Below are 15,193 nucleotides of genomic sequence, written 5' to 3' on the forward strand. Positions count from 1 at the left end.
TGCAGTTGGACCGAGGCATCGAAGCCAGCGCGGGGCGCAACCGCATGACCACAATTGGCACCTGATGGACCACGAAGGCCTCACACTGATCGGACGCCTCAAGGACAGACTGGACAGCTCGTCGGTTCCGGCCAAGGAGTGGAGCAAGGCGGCGAAGCGGCGGCGGTTCGGTTGACGATGAGGCAGGGGTGAAATGTCCGAGTCGGTGAAGGTGCTTGATTTCGGTGTCTGCGACGGGTAAAACCGCAGGTCGCACAGTCTGCTCCCCGCGCATGCGGGGATGAACCCCGGCGCAACCCTCTTTGGCGTGACTGGTTGCCAGGCTATTCACTGGCCTGGGCCTTGATGGCGATCTGGGCGATGTCAGGGCGTAACGGGGAGGCTAGCGAGGTGCCGCGAGTACGTCCCGAAGTACGTTCTCGAGCGTGACGCGGGCCAGCTCGTGTCTCAGGGTCTCCTCGATGCCCTCGTAGATGCCCTGCATAGCCGGCTGAATGCCGTAACCCACCACGCATCCCTGGTCCGGGGTGGTGCGGTGCATCGCGAACAGCGGGCCGGGTTCCACTGCCTCGTACACGTCGAGCAGGGTCATCGACTCCAGCTCGCGCGCCAGCGACCAGCCCGCGCCCACGCCCCGCCGGGACTCCACGAGCCCGGCCCTGCGCAGCTCGCCGAGCAGCCGCCTGATCACCACAGGATTGGTGTTCGCGCTGGTCGCGATCTGCTCGGATGTGGCGACCTCATGGCCTTGGCGTTGGTAGAGACCGATCCAGGCCAGCGCGTGGGCGGCAATGGTCAACCTGCTGTTGGCACTCATGAACCCCTCCTCTCGGCCGCAACGCTTTATGTTACGACAGTGCAGTCGTAACAGTGAAGGTTGCAACAATCAGTCGTAACAATTAGCGTTGCGACTGCCGGGAAGGGTCAATCAACGAGGTGAGAAGAATGAGCAAGCCACTCATGGGCAAGGTCGCCCTGGTCACCGGGGGGTCGCGCGGACTGGGAGCCGCGACCGTACGACTGCTGGCCGAGCAGGGCGCCGACGTCGCCTTCACCTACGTCAGCTCCGAGAGGCAGGCGCAGGCCGTCGTCGACGAGGTGCACGGCAAGGGAGCCAAGGCCATCGCCTTCCAGTCCGACCAGGCAGACACGAGCCGGGCGCCGGCGCTGATCGACGACGTGGTCGCGCACTTCGGCGGCCTGGACATACTCGTCAACAACGCGGCGATCTCCGTGGCTGGAACGGTGGACGACTCGGACGCCGACACCGCCGCCCTGGACCGGATGCACGCCACCAACTACCTCGGCGTGATCGCCGTCATCCGGGCCGCCTCCCGAGTGCTGCGCACGGGCGGCCGCATCATCACGGTGAGTTCCGGCCTGGGCTCCCGGGTCGGCGCCCCCGGCCTTGCCGACTACTCGGCGACCAAGTCCGGGATCGAGAGGTACACCATGGGCGTCGCACGCGACCTCGGGCCCCGGAACATCACGGCCAACGTCGTGGAGGCCGGACTGATGGAGGGTGGCATGCAACCGCCGGACCCCGAGACCCTCAAGGCCCTGGTCAGCTCGCTGTCCCTGCAACGCATGGGGCACCCCGACGAAATCGCCGCGGCGATCGCTTTCCTGGCGAGCCCCGCCGCGTCATACATCACGGGCGCGGTGCTGGACGCCCACGGCGGCTACAACGCCTGAACCCGAACCCCTGCCGCGCGTCCCGAGGGACATCGCGCCTTCGGGACGCGCACCGCGGACGACCCGCGACAAGGCGTACGACTCGAAGGCTGTGCGCGGTGAGCTGCGATGCCGCTGTATCCAGGCGCTGATCTCCCGCAAGGGCTCCCCGAACATCAAGGGCCCGGGCAAGCTCCGCTAGGACGTGTCCGTTAAATGCGAGCCCAGACCAGCACGGCGCCGAGGACCGCGGCCGAGCGGTAGACGATCGCGAGCTTGTCGAATCTCGTGGCCAGGCCTCGCCACTGCTTGAGCAGGGCGAAGGACCGCTCGACCACGTTGCGGTTCTTGTAGGCCGCCGGATCGAACGTCGACGGACGCCCGCCTGCTGAACCGCGGCGGCGACGGTGCTCCTGCTGGTCACGCCGTTCAGGAATGACCGCGGTGATCCCGCGGGCCTTGAGCGCCGCTCGGATCGCGCGGGAGGAGTAGGCCTTGTCCCCGAGCAACATGGCCGGAGTTGTACGCGGGCGACCTGCTCCAGTCCTGGGGACACGCAGGTCGGCCAGCAGCAACGGTAGGGCCTGACCGTCGTGCGCCTGCCCGGACGTCACAACGACAGCCAGCGGTCGGCCCTGACCGTCCACGGCGTGGTGGATCTTCGTGGTCAGCCCGCCGCGGGAACGGCCGATCGCGTGCCCGGCAGGCTCTCGGTGGGCGTCGAGGCCCTGCCCCCGGGCTGCGGCTCGGCACTTCTCGGGGCGGCGGATATTGGTGGCGTGCTGGTGGGCCCGGGTGATGGTGGAGTCCACCGCCACCCGCCAGTCGATCAGCCCATCATCGTCCGCGCGGGCGAGCAGGACGCCGAGCACACGGTCCCAGGTGCCGTCGGCCGCCCAGCGGCGGTGGCGGGCCCACACGGTCTTCCAGGATCCGAACCCGGCTGGGAGGTCTCGCCAAGGAACACCGGTGCGGTACCGGTAGACGATCGCTTCCACAATGCGGCGGTGATCGGCCCACGGCCTGCCACGACGACCGGAACTGGAAGGCAGCAGAGGCCGGATGCGTTCCCACTGCCGGTCGGTCAAACGCGCGTGACGAGGCATCAAGACCAGACCGCACAGGTGCCGCGCACCCGGGCCAGCAGCCCGGCCGGGCTCAGCCAATCAGGACCCCGCGCTGCTCGTGGGCTACGGGCGGCAGCAGCCTGAGTCCAAGGAGGCCCGTGTCGAGGGGATGGCCCAGCAGCTTCGCGGCGACAACGTGCGCTTCACGATCTACGACCTCACCGTCGGCGAGCCCGTACCGGCGGGGGTGGTCACACTCCTGCCGGACCACTCGGTCCGGACCGCCGAATACGTCATCATGCTGGCCCCCGAGGCGAGGGGGCGCGGCCTGGGTACCGCGGCCACTCGGCTCGCGCTCGACTACGCCTTCCACGTCAGTAACTTGCGGATGGTCTGGCTCAAGGTACTGGCCCCGAACCAAGCGGCCATTCGTGCCTACGAAAAGGCGGACTTCCACGTAGCGGGACGACTCCGTGAGGCTGGCTACTGGCTGGGGAAGACCTGCGACGAGATCATCATGGACAGCCTCGCTTCGGACTTCGCTGGTCAGTCAGTCGTACCAGGGCGTTGAGCATCTGGAGCAGCAGCAGCCCGTGGCCTACCGCTCCCTGACGTGCCGTTGCATGGAGACAAAACGACTGCTGAGCAGCACACTTGAACGTTCTTGACCGTGTCGCGGTGGCGGTTTCACCTGCGGTACGGTAAGCGCGTCATCACGCTCCGTGCCGGTACGTGCATGGGGCGGCGGTCCCCGGGGGTGTCATCAGCACCCGCCGAGGACCTTCACCGCCAGTGACTTACACAAGGAGTCAACCGGGATGCTTTGGCATGCTATCGCGCCGTCTCGCGGCTATACGAAGGCCGCGAACGATCTGGTACGTAATCAGCGTCTGAGCAGTGACGCGAAGATCCTCCTCCTCTATGTGCAGGGGCTCCCCGCCGACCGGCGCGGTGTGGCCCTCAGCGAGCACGCGCGGGCCCTCGGGATCACCGGGCGGGGGTACCAGAAGGCGAAGAAGCTGCTGGTCACGCACGGGTTCCTGTACGAGTGGCGGCAGCAGGGCGGGCGCGGGTTCTGGACGACCGAGCAGCTCCTCGCGAATGTGTGCCTCAGTCCGGACGAGGCGAGGGTGGCCCGAGGCGGAGGCGCGGTGCCGGTGGTCGTGTCTCCGGGTGAGCGGAAGCCGACGGTCGGTCAGCCGGGGGCTCGGGTGGTCGGTGGCTACACCCCGGTAGACGAAGAACGGGGGAAGAACGCTTCCCACCCACCCTCCGAACCGGAGCCACAGCACGAGGCGGTGGCCGAGCCTGAGCCGGAAGAGGCTGAGGCGGAGCGGGTGTTGTTGTCCCTGCGGCATGTGCACCGGTCGCTGCATCTGGGCGTGGCGGAGGCCCGGAAGCTGGTGAAGCTCGCCGTGGCGTGGCTGCGGCGCGGGGTCACGGCCGACGACATGCGACGGGTGCTGGCCGGCGATCTGCCGGTGGGCGGGGTGCGGTCGGCCGTGGGATTCCTGCGGCACAGGCTCGTGCACAAGCTGCCCGAGGAGCCCGCGCCCGTGCCACAGCCCGAACCCTCGCCGCCCGTCACGCCGTTGGTGGCCTGCACGGGGCCCGGCGACGAACATCTCTTCCGGCCGGGGCCCGGTGAGGACGACGAGACGCGGTGCGGGCCGTGTCGTCGGGAGGCCGCGCGGGTGGCATGGGACGAGGCCCAGGCGGCCCGGCTCGCCGCAGCGGACGACGACGATCCGTACGCCCATACGCCCTGGCGGGAGAAGGTCGCCGCTGTCCGGACGGCCGGGGCGGGCGCGGAGATGGACGCGCCCGGCCGGTGACTGTCACCGGCCGGGCGCGGGGAGAGACCGGGTCAGTCCTTGATCTCGATCTTCTCGCCGTCGGCGGCGGGAGCGGGGACCGCCGGTACGGACTCCGTGGCGCCCGCCTTGCCCTGCAGGTTGCGGAGCAGCGCGGCCAGGTCGACGCCCGTGGTGGAGTTGAGGAGTTCCAGGCCCTGGGCCACGTTGTCGGTCACCGTGCGGGACAGCTGGCTTGCGCCGTCCGTGGAGATGACCGTCAGCTTGTCGATGGCGCTCAGCGGTTCGGACGCCTTGGCGACGACCTGGGGGAGCACCTCGACGAGCATCTGGAGGACGGCCGCGTCGCCGTAGCGGGCGAAGGCGTCGGCCTTCTTGTGCATGGCCTCGGCCTCGGCGGCGCCCTTCGCGGCGATGGCGGCGGCCTCGGACTCGCCTTCGATGCGTACGGCGTCGGCGAGGGCCGAGCGGTGGAGCTTCTCGCCCTCACCGGTGAGGCGGGAGCGCTCCGCGTCGGCCTCGGCCTCCTTGACCTGGGCGATGCGGCGGGCCTCGGCCTCCTGCTCCGCCTGGTAGCGGGCGGCGTCGGCGGGCTTGCGGACCTTGGTGTCGAGCTCGCGGTCGGTCAGGGCCGCCTGGCGCTCGGCGACCTTCTCCTGCTCGGCGAGGACCTCCTGCTGGCGGGCCGCCTCGGCGAGGGGCCCGGCGGCGTCGGCCTGGGCCGCCGCGGCCTCGGTCTCCGCCTTGATCTCGGCCTGCTTGAGGTAGAACGTCCGCTCGGCGATGGCGATCTCCTCGGCCGCCTTCAGCCGGGCCTGCTCGGAGGCGCGCCGGGCGATGGCCTCGGCGATGTCGGCCTCCTGCTTGGCGCGGGCGGCCTCGGGGCGGCCGAGGTCCTCGAGGTAGGAACCCTCGGTGGTGATGTCCTGGATCTGGAAGGCGTCCAGGATGAGGCCCTGGCCGGAGAGGCTGGCCTCGGCCTCCTCGGCGACCTGGCCGGCGAACGCGGCGCGGTCGCGGATGATGTCCTCCACGGACATACGGCCGACGATGGCGCGGAGGGCTCCGGAGAGCACTTCCTGGGTGAAGCCGACGATGCCGTTCTGCTGCTGGAGGAAGCGCTGGGCCGCGGCGCGGATCGCGTCCTCGCTGCCGCCGACCTTGACGATCGCGACGCCTTCGAGGTTGGACTTCACTCCGCGCAGCGTGACGGCGCCACGGACGGCGACGGGGATGTGCCGGCTGGAGAGGTCCAGGGTGAACTTCTGCTGGACGAACGGCACGACGAAGACGCCGCCGCCGACGACGACCTTCTGGCCGCTGTTGTCGATGCTGGTGAGCCCGGTCACCGGGTCGGTGGACTTCTTGCCGCGGCGGCCCGTGATGATGAAGGCCTGGCTGGGGCCCGCGACCTTGTACCGGGTGATCACGGCGAGGGCCAGAAGTACGAGAAGTACGACGATGCCGATGATGGCGATCACTACTGGACTCATGAGAGGTGTACCCCCTTGCCCTCCCGACGGGACGGCAGTGTGTTCGGCTGTACGGGTTTCGGACAGGCGTGTGGCTCGGCGGTGGTCAGCGTTCGACGGGGCGGACCCTGACCGAGGTGGTCGACAGGGGGGCTTCCACCCAGATCTCGGCGCCGCGTTCGACCGGCACGGCACTCTTCGCGGAGAACTTCACGGTCTGGCCCGCGAGCCGCAGCAGCACCTCGCCGTAACCGTCGGCCGGGATCGGTGTGACGACGGATCCCGAGGTGCCGACGAGGTCGTCACCGCGTGGTGTGGCCGTGGTCTGATCCCGCATCAGGGCCTGGCTGAACTTCCAGGTCAGCCAGGCCGCGACGAGCCCCGCCCCGGCCCCCGCCACGACCGCCACCGGGGTGCCGACGTCCGTGGTACCGAGGACGACCGCACCGCCGAAGCCGAGCATGGACAGGAAGCCGGCGATGACGGGCAGCGAGAGGAGGCCGTCGAAGAAGCCGTTCAGCAGCCCGCCGAGGGCGTCCCCGAGCAGCCCTTCGAGAATTCCGTCGAAGATCAGGGAGAGGGCGAGAAGAACGATTCCCGCGATGCCGAGACCGAGAAAAATGGTCACGCGATCACTCCCCCGGTGTTCGCAATCCCCCGAAATGCTTCTGTCGAACTGGCTGCATGGTCCCATACGGCGCGCGCCGGGGATACTGCCGAAGTCCGGCAGTCTTTACGGTGTTTTGATGCCGGAGAGCTGCTCGGCGAGCGTGTCGAGCGACTGGAACGTGGCTCCCAGCAGGGCGACGTGCTTCCACCGCAGCACCCCGTCCGGTCCGATCAGGAAGACGGAGCGCCGTACGCCGATGCCGGGTGCGGCGACCCCGTAGGCCCGTGCGGTCTCACGTCCCGTGTCGGCCAGGAGGGGCATGCGCAGGCCGTGGTCCCGCGCGAAGGACTCATGGCTGTCCACACCCTGTGGGCTGATGCCCCAGACCTCGGCGTCGAGGCCCTCGAAGGTCTCGAAGCCCGACGAGTACGAGCAGAGCTGCTTGGTGCAGACGGTCGTGTTGTCACCGGGATAGAAGGCCAGCACGACACTGCGGCCGCGAGCGGTGGCGAGCGTGTAGTCGCTCCGTTCGAAGGTGTCGTCGGCGAGTATGCCGCCGGGGAGGGTGAAGTCCGGCGCGGGCGAGCCGATTCGGGGTCCTGACGCCATGGGGCGCCTCCTTGGGTCGTGTACGGACGAATGCATTACTCGCACAGTCAACGGCACAGTCGACCGCCTGGTCGACGGCGTGGGCGACGGCACGTTCCACGCATCGACACGTTCGAAGACCGCGGTCGGCAGCGGTGCTCATCCTCCACGGCGGCTACGAGACGGGGCCGGCCGCCCCGGCCCCGCGTTCCCGGAGATGCGGGGCGGAGCGGGGCGGCAGACGATGGGAAACCGGGTGCTGGGCGGCCCGTGAGAGCCGAGGCCCCGCACCCGCCTGGCACGTATCCCTCTGGAGGCTCCGTTGCAGGCCGAAGAGTACGCCGACCCGCCGCCCTCCTACGCGGAAGCGGTGGCCGAGGTGTTCGGCGGCAGCCCGGCCGGGGTGGCGGTCTTCGACACGGAGCTGCGTTATGCGTACGTGAATCCGGCACTCGAACGGCTCAACGGTGTGCCGGCCGCAGCGCACCTGGGCCGGCACATCGCCGAGGTGCTGCCGGCCATGGACGTACGGACGGACGTCATGCGCCAGGTGCTGGCGGACGGGGAGCCCCGCGACCTCACCACCAGCGGGCAGACCTGGGTGGACTCCGCCGTCGAGCGGCGGTACTGGCGTCTCGCCCTGCACCGGCTGGAGGAGAACGGGCGGGTACGGGGGCTGGTCGCTGTCGCCCAGGAGGTCACCGCCACCCTGGACCAGCGGGAGGAGCTGCTGCGGGCCAGGAGTTATCTGACGCTCCTGGACAGCGCGGCCGTCAGCGTCGGTACGACGCTGGACGCGGAGACCACCTGCCAGGAGCTCGCCGAGTTCGTGGTGCCCGTGATGGCCGATGTGGCCGTCGTCGAGATGATTCCCGAGGACAACGGGCACAGCAGGCGCGAACCGCCGGCCGGAGCGCTGCGCCTGCGGCGTAGCGGAGCCGCGGCGAGTGCGGCCCTCGCGGACACGCTGTCCCAGTTCGGCGGTCCGGGTACGGACATCGACTACCGGGAGGACGCGGCGGTGCCCCGCTGCCTGGCCACCGGTGAGCCGATGATCGTGGACCTCGCCGACCACGAGCAGTTCGGCCGGGCGGCGCCCTCTCCCGAACTGATCGCCGCCTACCGCGCCATCGGTCTGCACTCGGCCTTCGTCGTGCCCCTCACCGCGCGCGGGCGCATGCTGGGCGCGCTCAGTCTGCTGCGGGCCGGGGACTCGCCTCCTTTCACGGAGGGGTCGGACGTCGTCGTCGCCCGGACGCTCGCGGGCCGCGCCGCCGTCGATCTGGACCACGCCTACCGCTACTCGCGCGAGCACGGCATCGCCCGGGAACTCCAGCGTTCCCTGCTCTCCGAGCCGCGCACGCCGAATCCGGGCGTCGAGATCGCGTCCCTCTACCTTCCCGCCGGCGAGGGGGCGCTGGTGGGCGGCGACTGGTTCGACGCCATCCCGCTGCGGGACGGACGCCATCTCAAGGTGATGGGCGATGTGATGGGGCACGGGGTGGAGGCCGCCGTCGCCATGAGCAACTACCGCTCGATGCTGCGGATCATGGCCGACGACGACCAGCCGCCGCACCGCGTTCTGGAGCGGCTCGACCAGGCCGTCGAACGTTCCGGCTTCGACCGGGCCGTGACCTGCCTGGTCGCGGTCGTCGACCGGCGGGAGGGGGTGTGCGAGGTGGCCAGTGCGGGCCATCCGCCCCCGGTGTTCATCGACCCGGGGGCGAACGGTGCGCGGGTGGCGCGGATCCCTGTGGGGCCGCCGTTGGGCACGGGCTTCGGCGGATACCTGACGACGGTGCTGCCGTGCGCTCCCGGGACGGTGCTGTTCATGTACACCGACGGTCTGGTCGAGCGCCGGGGCGAGGACATCGACGTGTCGATCGAGCAGCTGGCGCGGCTCACGCTTCCGGTGAGCGGACGGCTCGACGACCTGCTGCAGGAGGTCGTGGACCGCTTCGCGGACACGGCCGAGGACGACATCGCGGTGCTCGTGTCGCGGAGCCGGGGCTGCTGAACGCGCCCGCCGCACGGGGGCGTTGTCAGTGGCGGGTGCGAGGATCCTCGGCATGGAACCTCTGCTCCTCACCGACATCGAAGCCGCCGTCCGCAGCAGCTGGGACGCCGACACGACCACGCCCGCGCACCGGGCGGAGTGGAATCCGGGGAATCCGGCCCGGGACCAGTGCGGTGTCACCGCCATGGTGGTCAACGACCTGCTGGGCGGCGAGCTGATCCGGGGAGAGGTGCGGGTGGACGGCGTGCGCGTCGACTACCACTGGTGGAACCGGCTGGGCATGGGCGTGGAGATCGACCTGACGCGGGAGCAGTTCGCCCCGCACGAGATCGTGTCCGGGGGTGTGGTCGTCGAGCGTCCGGCGGAGATCGTCCGGCTCCGTGAGGAGTACGAACTGCTGAGCGCCCGGGTGCTGGAGAGGCTGCGGGGGCGGATACGGACGGAGGCGGTCTGAGCGTCCTGGCGGGCCGGTTCAGCCGGCGTGCTGCCGGGAGCGTACGCGCAGCCGGCGCAGGATGAGCAGGGCGGACGTGACCAGGGGCAGCAGCCCAGCCATGGTGTTCGCGGCGGTCAGCTTGTCCTGGGCGCCTCCGGCCCTGCGCATCTGCTTCACGGTGCGGGCGACGGCGATCGCGCTGCTGCCCAGGCTCAGGAGCAGGCCGACCTTGGAGTTCGCGGGTTTCCTGGGCATCTGTGTGCCTCCCGGTGGCATCGCTGCGCGGCCCCTTGGTCCACGTAACCGGGTCCGGGGCGGATCCGCAATCGGGGAGCCGGTGCCGTCCGCCGGCTTCAGGCGAACAGGAAGCCGGCCGCCGTCGCCGCCCCCACAGCCGCCCCGGCGACCGTCTGGGCCGTCGAGTGGTAGCCCAGTGCCACCCGCGACCAGCACACGGCGAGGGCCGCCGCACTCGCGCAGAGCCACCACAGGGAGTGTGTGACGCCGAGGAGGGCGACCACGGCCGAGGCGACCGCCGAGTCGACCGAGATCTTCCAGAGGGTGTTGACCGCCAGGAGCACGGTCGTCATGACCCACAAGGAGATCATCGAGATCAGGATGCCGAGGGGCGCATGGCCCAGAACCATGATCAGCGCGCCGGTGCCGAGCGAGCCCAGGATCACCAGGAACACGGGCCCCCGCTGGGTCCGGTCCACGACGTGGCGGTCTCCCCAGGTGCCGCGCCCGCGCTCCCACTCGATGTAGCCGGCCGGTACGAGGCCGGCGCAGAGGGCGCCGAGGAAGCCCCAGGGGAGCCCGGTCCAGTCACCCGCGGAGGCCAGTCCGATGGCGAGCATGCCGACGAGCAGTACATTGCGGGGCTGCAGGACGTCCGTGACCGTGCGGGCCGCCGTCGTGGTCCTGCCGGTGCCGCTCATGCCGTGTGTGCTCCGCGTCGCGTGGGTGCTCGCGGGCCTGGCGGGGGCGGGAGGAGGCCGGTGTCCGCGCGTCAATGTAGCCCTTCACGACGGGGGATGCGTGAAGGGCTACCCGTGCAGTATGACCGCTCACCGGGCTGCCGACAACTGACCGGCCGGTCAGCGCTGTTGGCGTGTCCGGGCGGTTACGGAGGGCTCCCTCCCGGCCCCGTTCGGCACTCGGCCGGCGCACGGGCGACGCCGGGGACGGCGGAAACCTGTTCCAGCGGCAATAGACATGACCTACCCGTACGCCTAGGGTTTCTTGTGCAACCAGGCCATATCGGTGGTCGGGTGCGCAGCAGAAGAGGTGCAGATGCCCCCGGAATCCCCGTCGCAAGCCACGGACCGTCTCGACGACGACGACTACCCCGCGTACACCATGGGGCGCGCCGCCGAGATGATCGGTGCGACGCCAGGTTTCCTCAGGGCCCTCGGTGAGGCCCGCCTGATCACCCCGCTGCGTTCCGAGGGGGGTCACCGCCGCTACTCGCGCTACCAGCTGCGTATCGCCGCCCGTGCCCGGGAGCTGGTGGACGGAGGTACGCCGATCGAGGCCGCCTGCCGCATCGTGATCCTGGAGGACCAGCTCGAGGAGGCCCTGCGCCTCAACGAGCAGCTGCGACGGCCCGCGGCCGGCCGGAGCGGGGTCGATTCCTGACCGGCGCGCGGGCGCATATCTGTTTCGGCGGGCACAGAAATACGCGTAATGAGCGGTGAGAGTTTATGCCGTGCGCGGTGGAGTGACGCCGTAGTGATATGGCGTACAGCTCGCTTGTGCCCGAATCGTGCTACTGTTGATCTCAGTTGCAGTTGTGGTTCCCAAAACTTCAAGTGCACTCACCGTTTTCACTCCGGTGAGCGCTCTTTTGTATTTCCGGTTTCTTCCGGTCGGGGCAATCATTTGCGGCGACGTAGGGCCCACACAGTGTGGGCCCACGGGCAACGCCCCGAAGGAGATATGACATGGCTACTGGCACCGTGAAGTGGTTCAACGCGGAAAAGGGTTTCGGCTTCATCGAGCAGGAGGGTGGCGGCGCTGACGTCTTCGCCCACTACTCGAACATCGCCGCCCAGGGCTTCCGCGAGCTGCAGGAAGGCCAGAAGGTGAACTTCGACGTCACGCAGGGCCAGAAGGGCCCGCAGGCGGAGAACATCACCCCCGCCTGATCGCTCAGGCGTATGGCGCAGCTGGGGCCCGCACCTTGGGGTGCGGGCCCCAGCTCGTTGTGTTTTCCCGACCGTTGCCGGGGCTGACACACCGTCGGAGTAATTCCCGATGTGTACAGGTCATGGCGCGGCGGTTATATGCAGTCATATGGAGTGCCGAATCCGGCTGGTTCATCCGCCGGACGGGCTTCGTTTTTCGTTATTTCACCGGCTCGTTCTTGCGATTCTTGGCGCCGTACATGGCTGCAGCCGCCCGGAAAGAATCCCTCGATACGTGCCATTCGAGGGAAAGGTTCTCCATTGAACCGCGATCGCACAGCTCGCACGAACGACCGATTTTCCCGGACACGTTCCGGTGGATCCGCCGGCAGTCGTACCGCCAACGGATTCCGCTCCTCGGGATCCGGCCGGCCGGGCGCCCCGGGTTCGCAGGGCCGCTCCGGCGGTCCGAAGCGCTCCGGCGGCTACGGCCGCCGCTCCTCCTCCGTCTCGGGTGAATTCGCCCTGCCGGTGACCATCACCCCCGCTCTGCCCGCCGCCGAGGCCTTCGCGGACCTGGACATGCCGGCACCGCTGCTGGCGGCGCTGGCTTCCGAGGGCGTCTCCGTGCCGTTCCCCATCCAGGCGGCCACCCTGCCGAACTCGCTCGCCGGGCGGGACGTCCTGGGCCGCGGCCGCACCGGATCGGGCAAGACGCTCGCCTTCGGTCTGGCCCTGCTGGCCCGCACCGCGGGCAACCGCGCGGACGCGCGCCGTCCGGTGGCCCTGGTCCTCGTCCCCACCCGGGAACTGGCCCAGCAGGTCACCGACGCGCTCACGCCGTACGCCCGGTCCCTCAAGCTCCGGCTGGCCACGGTCGTCGGCGGTATGTCGATCGGCCGTCAGGCCAGCGCGCTGCGTGGCGGCGCCGAAGTCGTGGTCGCCACCCCGGGCCGGCTGAAGGACCTCATCGAGCGCGGCGACTGCAAGCTCGACCGCGTCGCCATCACCGTCCTCGACGAGGCCGACCAGATGGCCGACATGGGCTTCATGCCCCAGGTCACCGAGCTGCTGGACCAGGTCAACCCCGACGGTCAGCGGATGCTGTTCTCGGCCACCCTGGACCGCAACGTCGACCTGCTGGTCCGCCGCTACCTGCACGACCCGGTCGTCCACTCGGTGGACCCCGCGGCCGGTGCGGTGACGACGATGGAGCACCACGTGCTCTACGTCCAGGGCGCCGACAAGTACGCGACGACCACCGAGATCGCCGCCCGCGAAGGCCGGGTGATCATGTTCCTGGACACCAAGCACGCGGTGGACAAGCTCACCGACCACCTGCTGCACAGCGGTGTGCGCGCGGCCGCGCTGCACGGCGGCAAGTCGCAGCCGCAGCGCACCCGCACCCTGGACCGGTTCAAGACCGGCCATGTCACGGTGCTGGTCGCCACGAACGTCGCCGCCCGCGGCATCCACGTCGACAACCTCGACCTGGTCGTCAACGTCGACCCGCCCAGCGACCACAAGGACTACCTGCACCGCGGCGGTCGTACCGCACGCGCCGGTGAGTCCGGCAGCGTCGTCACGCTGGTGCTGCCCAACCAGCGCCGCGAGATGACCCGGCTGATGGCCGATGCCGGGATCACACCGCAGATCGCCCAGGTCCGCTCCGGCGAGGCCGAGCTCAACCGCATCACCGGAGCCCAGGCGCCGTCGGGTGTGCCCGTCACGATCACCTCACCGGTGTCGGAGCGCGGCAAGGGCAGCGGCTCCGGACCTCGTGGCCGTCGTGGCGCGCGTCCCGGCCAGGGACGCCGCTCCAACGCCAACACGGCGACGCCGCAGGCGCGTGCCGCAGCTGCGCAGCGCCGCTCCAACAAGGCAGCGTAGCGATTCGGCCGGGAGTCCGGCCGACCCTGTCCGGTTTTCTCCACGACCACCTTGTTGAGGCACCATGCGCTGTGTCATCGCCCGTTTCCCCTTCGACCTCTTCAAGAACGAGGTCGAGGATCTGATGAAGGGCGTCAAGCCCGAGCCCGTCACCGGTGACGCCGTGGTCATCAGCCGCCGCGTCTACCCCGTCAAGCAGGTCGGCGAGATCATCACCCGCCAGGACCGCCGGGACTTCACCGCGGGCGAGGTGACCAGGGCGCTGACGCGTCTCGGCTTCACCTGCCGCCCGGCGGAGGTGCCCGCTCCCGCGGTGCCCCTCACCCCGCTGGAGAACGCGTCCGCCATGCTCGGAACGCCCGGCGACGCCTGAGCCGCCGCCCCGTCCCGTACACCCGCACCCCCTGGCCTTCCCGGCCCGGGGGTGCGGTGCGTCCGGGGCCGCCCCCGGGTGTCGGCCGGTGCCGGCGACTCAGGGGGCAGGAGGGCAGGGGGTCAGGGGGTCAGGGGGTCAGGGGGTCAGGATCAGCTTTCCGGTGGTCCGGCGGGCGAGTACCGGGTCGACCGGGGCGAAGCCGGATCGCGCGGGGTTGCGGTGAACCCGCCGTCGGTCCTTCACCCGGGTGGGGCCAAAACAGTACGTACGGTCTGTTATGGCCGTGACGCTGAGTCGAGGTTCTGGGGTGTGCACAGCCGTGGCCGTCGGGCCGGGTGGCCTGCCAGACTGCCGCAATGAGCGATCTTCTTCACGGCAGAGTCGTCCTGATCACCGGGGCGAGCAGCGGTATCGGTGCGGCGGCGGCGCGGGTGTTCGCCGAGGAAGGCGCGACGGTCGTCCTGGCCGCACGCAGGGAGGACCGACTGGCCTCCCTGGTCGCCGAACTGAGGGGCAAGGGGGCTCAAGCCTCCTATGTCCTCTGTGATGTCACGGTGGCCGAAGAGGCCGCCAGGGCCGTCGACTTCACTGTGGACACCTACGGCCGCCTGGACTCGGCCTTCAACAACGCGGGGCTCGGCGGTGACCGAACTCCCCTGCACCTCATGGGTGATGACGTCTACGACGCGGTCATGGACGCCAATGTGCGGGGCGTCTGGAACTGCCTGCGGCCCGAGATCGCGGCCATGCTGGCGAACTCCGGCGACTGCTCCATCGTGAACAACAGCAGTGTGGGCGGCCTGGTGGCCATCCCGTCGGCTGCGCCCTACATCGCGGCCAAGCACGCCGTCGTCGGGCTCACCAGGGCCGCCGCGGACGAGTACGCCCAACAGGGCATCAGGGTCAACGCGGTGGCTCCGGGTACCACGCGCAGCGAGATCACGGCCGACTGGTTCGGGCGTAACCCGGGGCTGGAGCAGATGGTCAACAGCCGTACGCCGCAGGGTCGTACGGCCGAGCCGGAGGAGATCGCCAACGCGGTCGCCTGGCTGCTCAGCGACCGCTGCCCCTTCCTCACGGGCACGGTTCTGCCGGTGGACGGCGGCTTCATCAACCAGTGAAC

The 15,193-nt window shown here is 69.8% G+C and carries 17 protein-coding genes; 10 read left to right on the top strand and 7 right to left on the bottom strand.

Features of this window, described 5'->3' with window-relative positions:
* Nucleotides 1-382: 382 nt before the first annotated feature.
* Nucleotides 383-817: an Rrf2 family transcriptional regulator gene (locus tag ACFYQ5_RS01100; protein WP_030942118.1), complete on the bottom strand. Its 435-nt coding sequence runs from the start codon at nucleotides 815-817 to the stop codon at nucleotides 383-385.
* A gap of 128 nt (nucleotides 818-945) precedes the next feature.
* Between ACFYQ5_RS01100 and ACFYQ5_RS01105 the strand changes: the two genes are divergently transcribed.
* Nucleotides 946-1,695 carry an SDR family NAD(P)-dependent oxidoreductase gene (locus ACFYQ5_RS01105; protein WP_389191247.1) on the top strand — a complete coding sequence of 250 codons (750 nt, stop codon included), beginning with the start codon at nucleotides 946-948 and terminating at the stop codon, nucleotides 1,693-1,695.
* 191 nt (nucleotides 1,696-1,886) lie between these two features.
* Here the strand turns inward: ACFYQ5_RS01105 and ACFYQ5_RS01110 are convergent, their stop codons facing one another.
* Nucleotides 1,887-2,780: an IS5 family transposase gene (locus ACFYQ5_RS01110; RefSeq protein WP_389191931.1), complete on the bottom strand. Its 894-nt coding sequence runs from the start codon at nucleotides 2,778-2,780 to the stop codon at nucleotides 1,887-1,889.
* Here ACFYQ5_RS01110 and ACFYQ5_RS01115 point away from each other — a divergent pair.
* Together ACFYQ5_RS01115 and ACFYQ5_RS01120 are read left to right on the top strand one after the other, a co-directional pair.
* Complete coding sequence (locus ACFYQ5_RS01115; protein ID WP_389191934.1) at nucleotides 2,779-3,312, top strand: GNAT family N-acetyltransferase; 534 nt, start codon at nucleotides 2,779-2,781, stop codon at nucleotides 3,310-3,312. The genes ACFYQ5_RS01110 and ACFYQ5_RS01115 overlap by 2 nt on opposite strands.
* A gap of 247 nt (nucleotides 3,313-3,559) precedes the next feature.
* A complete protein-coding gene (locus tag ACFYQ5_RS01120) occupies nucleotides 3,560-4,576 on the top strand; it encodes a hypothetical protein (protein WP_389191250.1) in 1,017 nt (338 codons plus the stop codon).
* 32 nt (nucleotides 4,577-4,608) lie between these two features.
* On the opposite strand, the gene ACFYQ5_RS01125 is transcribed toward ACFYQ5_RS01120, so the two are convergent.
* The 3 genes from ACFYQ5_RS01125 to ACFYQ5_RS01135 form a co-directional block, all read right to left on the bottom strand.
* Nucleotides 4,609-6,048: a flotillin family protein gene (locus ACFYQ5_RS01125; RefSeq protein WP_389191253.1), complete on the bottom strand. Its 1,440-nt coding sequence runs from the start codon at nucleotides 6,046-6,048 to the stop codon at nucleotides 4,609-4,611.
* Between the two features lie 85 nt (nucleotides 6,049-6,133).
* Nucleotides 6,134-6,655, bottom strand: coding sequence for a hypothetical protein (locus ACFYQ5_RS01130; RefSeq protein ID WP_389191256.1), 522 nt, complete (start codon nucleotides 6,653-6,655; stop codon nucleotides 6,134-6,136).
* A 105-nt stretch (nucleotides 6,656-6,760) separates the two neighbouring features.
* Nucleotides 6,761-7,246, bottom strand: coding sequence for a peroxiredoxin (locus ACFYQ5_RS01135; protein WP_389191259.1), 486 nt, complete (start codon nucleotides 7,244-7,246; stop codon nucleotides 6,761-6,763).
* A gap of 301 nt (nucleotides 7,247-7,547) precedes the next feature.
* Here ACFYQ5_RS01135 and ACFYQ5_RS01140 point away from each other — a divergent pair, with 301 nt between their 5' ends.
* Nucleotides 7,548-9,242, top strand: a complete 1,695-nt coding sequence (locus ACFYQ5_RS01140; RefSeq protein WP_389191262.1) for a SpoIIE family protein phosphatase — start codon at nucleotides 7,548-7,550, stop codon at nucleotides 9,240-9,242.
* 52 nt (nucleotides 9,243-9,294) lie between these two features.
* Nucleotides 9,295-9,696: a hypothetical protein gene (locus tag ACFYQ5_RS01145; protein WP_389191265.1), complete on the top strand. Its 402-nt coding sequence runs from the start codon at nucleotides 9,295-9,297 to the stop codon at nucleotides 9,694-9,696.
* An 18-nt stretch (nucleotides 9,697-9,714) separates the two neighbouring features.
* Here ACFYQ5_RS01145 and ACFYQ5_RS01150 read toward each other — a convergent pair whose 3' ends face one another.
* Both ACFYQ5_RS01150 and ACFYQ5_RS01155 read right to left on the bottom strand, forming a co-directional pair.
* On the bottom strand, nucleotides 9,715-9,933 hold the full coding sequence (locus ACFYQ5_RS01150) for a hypothetical protein (RefSeq protein WP_389191268.1): 219 nt from the start codon (nucleotides 9,931-9,933) through the stop codon (nucleotides 9,715-9,717).
* Between the two features lie 98 nt (nucleotides 9,934-10,031).
* Nucleotides 10,032-10,616: a hypothetical protein gene (locus tag ACFYQ5_RS01155; RefSeq protein WP_389191270.1), complete on the bottom strand. Its 585-nt coding sequence runs from the start codon at nucleotides 10,614-10,616 to the stop codon at nucleotides 10,032-10,034.
* 355 nt (nucleotides 10,617-10,971) lie between these two features.
* Between ACFYQ5_RS01155 and ACFYQ5_RS01160 the strand changes: the two genes are divergently transcribed.
* The 5 genes from ACFYQ5_RS01160 to ACFYQ5_RS01180 all read left to right on the top strand — a co-directional run bounded on the left by ACFYQ5_RS01160 (nucleotide 10,972) and on the right by ACFYQ5_RS01180 (nucleotide 15,191).
* A complete protein-coding gene (locus ACFYQ5_RS01160) occupies nucleotides 10,972-11,316 on the top strand; it encodes a MerR family transcriptional regulator (protein WP_389191273.1) in 345 nt (114 codons plus the stop codon).
* 305 nt (nucleotides 11,317-11,621) lie between these two features.
* Nucleotides 11,622-11,825, top strand: coding sequence for a cold-shock protein (locus ACFYQ5_RS01165; RefSeq protein WP_031090619.1), 204 nt, complete (start codon nucleotides 11,622-11,624; stop codon nucleotides 11,823-11,825).
* A gap of 300 nt (nucleotides 11,826-12,125) precedes the next feature.
* The gene (locus tag ACFYQ5_RS01170) at nucleotides 12,126-13,694 is read left to right on the top strand and encodes a DEAD/DEAH box helicase (protein WP_389191275.1); all 1,569 of its coding nucleotides are present in this window, start codon (nucleotides 12,126-12,128) and stop codon (nucleotides 13,692-13,694) included.
* Between the two features lie 64 nt (nucleotides 13,695-13,758).
* Complete coding sequence (locus tag ACFYQ5_RS01175) at nucleotides 13,759-14,067, top strand: SCO5918 family protein (RefSeq protein WP_389191277.1); 309 nt, start codon at nucleotides 13,759-13,761, stop codon at nucleotides 14,065-14,067.
* 359 nt (nucleotides 14,068-14,426) lie between these two features.
* Nucleotides 14,427-15,191, top strand: a complete 765-nt coding sequence (locus ACFYQ5_RS01180) for an SDR family NAD(P)-dependent oxidoreductase (protein ID WP_389191280.1) — start codon at nucleotides 14,427-14,429, stop codon at nucleotides 15,189-15,191.
* Nucleotides 15,192-15,193 lie beyond the last annotated feature (2 nt).

Origin of the sequence: Streptomyces sp. NPDC005794 (assembly GCF_042871445.1) — a bacterium.
Classification (GTDB): domain Bacteria; phylum Actinomycetota; class Actinomycetes; order Streptomycetales; family Streptomycetaceae; genus Streptomyces.

Excerpts from the sequence above, each read along its gene's own strand:
- ACFYQ5_RS01100 (WP_030942118.1), bottom strand. The coding sequence starts at position 817 with ATGAGTGCCAACAGCAGGTTGACCATTGCCGCCCACGCGCTGGCCTGG.
- ACFYQ5_RS01105 (WP_389191247.1), top strand. The coding sequence starts at position 946 with ATGAGCAAGCCACTCATGGGCAAGGTCGCCCTGGTCACCGGGGGGTCG.
- ACFYQ5_RS01110 (WP_389191931.1), bottom strand. The coding sequence starts at position 2,780 with ATGCCTCGTCACGCGCGTTTGACCGACCGGCAGTGGGAACGCATCCGG.
- ACFYQ5_RS01120 (WP_389191250.1), top strand. The coding sequence starts at position 3,560 with ATGCTTTGGCATGCTATCGCGCCGTCTCGCGGCTATACGAAGGCCGCG.
- ACFYQ5_RS01125 (WP_389191253.1), bottom strand. The coding sequence starts at position 6,048 with ATGAGTCCAGTAGTGATCGCCATCATCGGCATCGTCGTACTTCTCGTA.
- ACFYQ5_RS01135 (WP_389191259.1), bottom strand. The coding sequence starts at position 7,246 with ATGGCGTCAGGACCCCGAATCGGCTCGCCCGCGCCGGACTTCACCCTC.
- ACFYQ5_RS01145 (WP_389191265.1), top strand. The coding sequence starts at position 9,295 with ATGGAACCTCTGCTCCTCACCGACATCGAAGCCGCCGTCCGCAGCAGC.
- ACFYQ5_RS01150 (WP_389191268.1), bottom strand. The coding sequence starts at position 9,933 with ATGCCCAGGAAACCCGCGAACTCCAAGGTCGGCCTGCTCCTGAGCCTG.
- ACFYQ5_RS01155 (WP_389191270.1), bottom strand. The coding sequence starts at position 10,616 with ATGAGCGGCACCGGCAGGACCACGACGGCGGCCCGCACGGTCACGGAC.
- ACFYQ5_RS01160 (WP_389191273.1), top strand. The coding sequence starts at position 10,972 with ATGCCCCCGGAATCCCCGTCGCAAGCCACGGACCGTCTCGACGACGAC.
- ACFYQ5_RS01165 (WP_031090619.1), top strand. The coding sequence starts at position 11,622 with ATGGCTACTGGCACCGTGAAGTGGTTCAACGCGGAAAAGGGTTTCGGC.
- ACFYQ5_RS01175 (WP_389191277.1), top strand. The coding sequence starts at position 13,759 with ATGCGCTGTGTCATCGCCCGTTTCCCCTTCGACCTCTTCAAGAACGAG.
- ACFYQ5_RS01180 (WP_389191280.1), top strand. The coding sequence starts at position 14,427 with ATGAGCGATCTTCTTCACGGCAGAGTCGTCCTGATCACCGGGGCGAGC.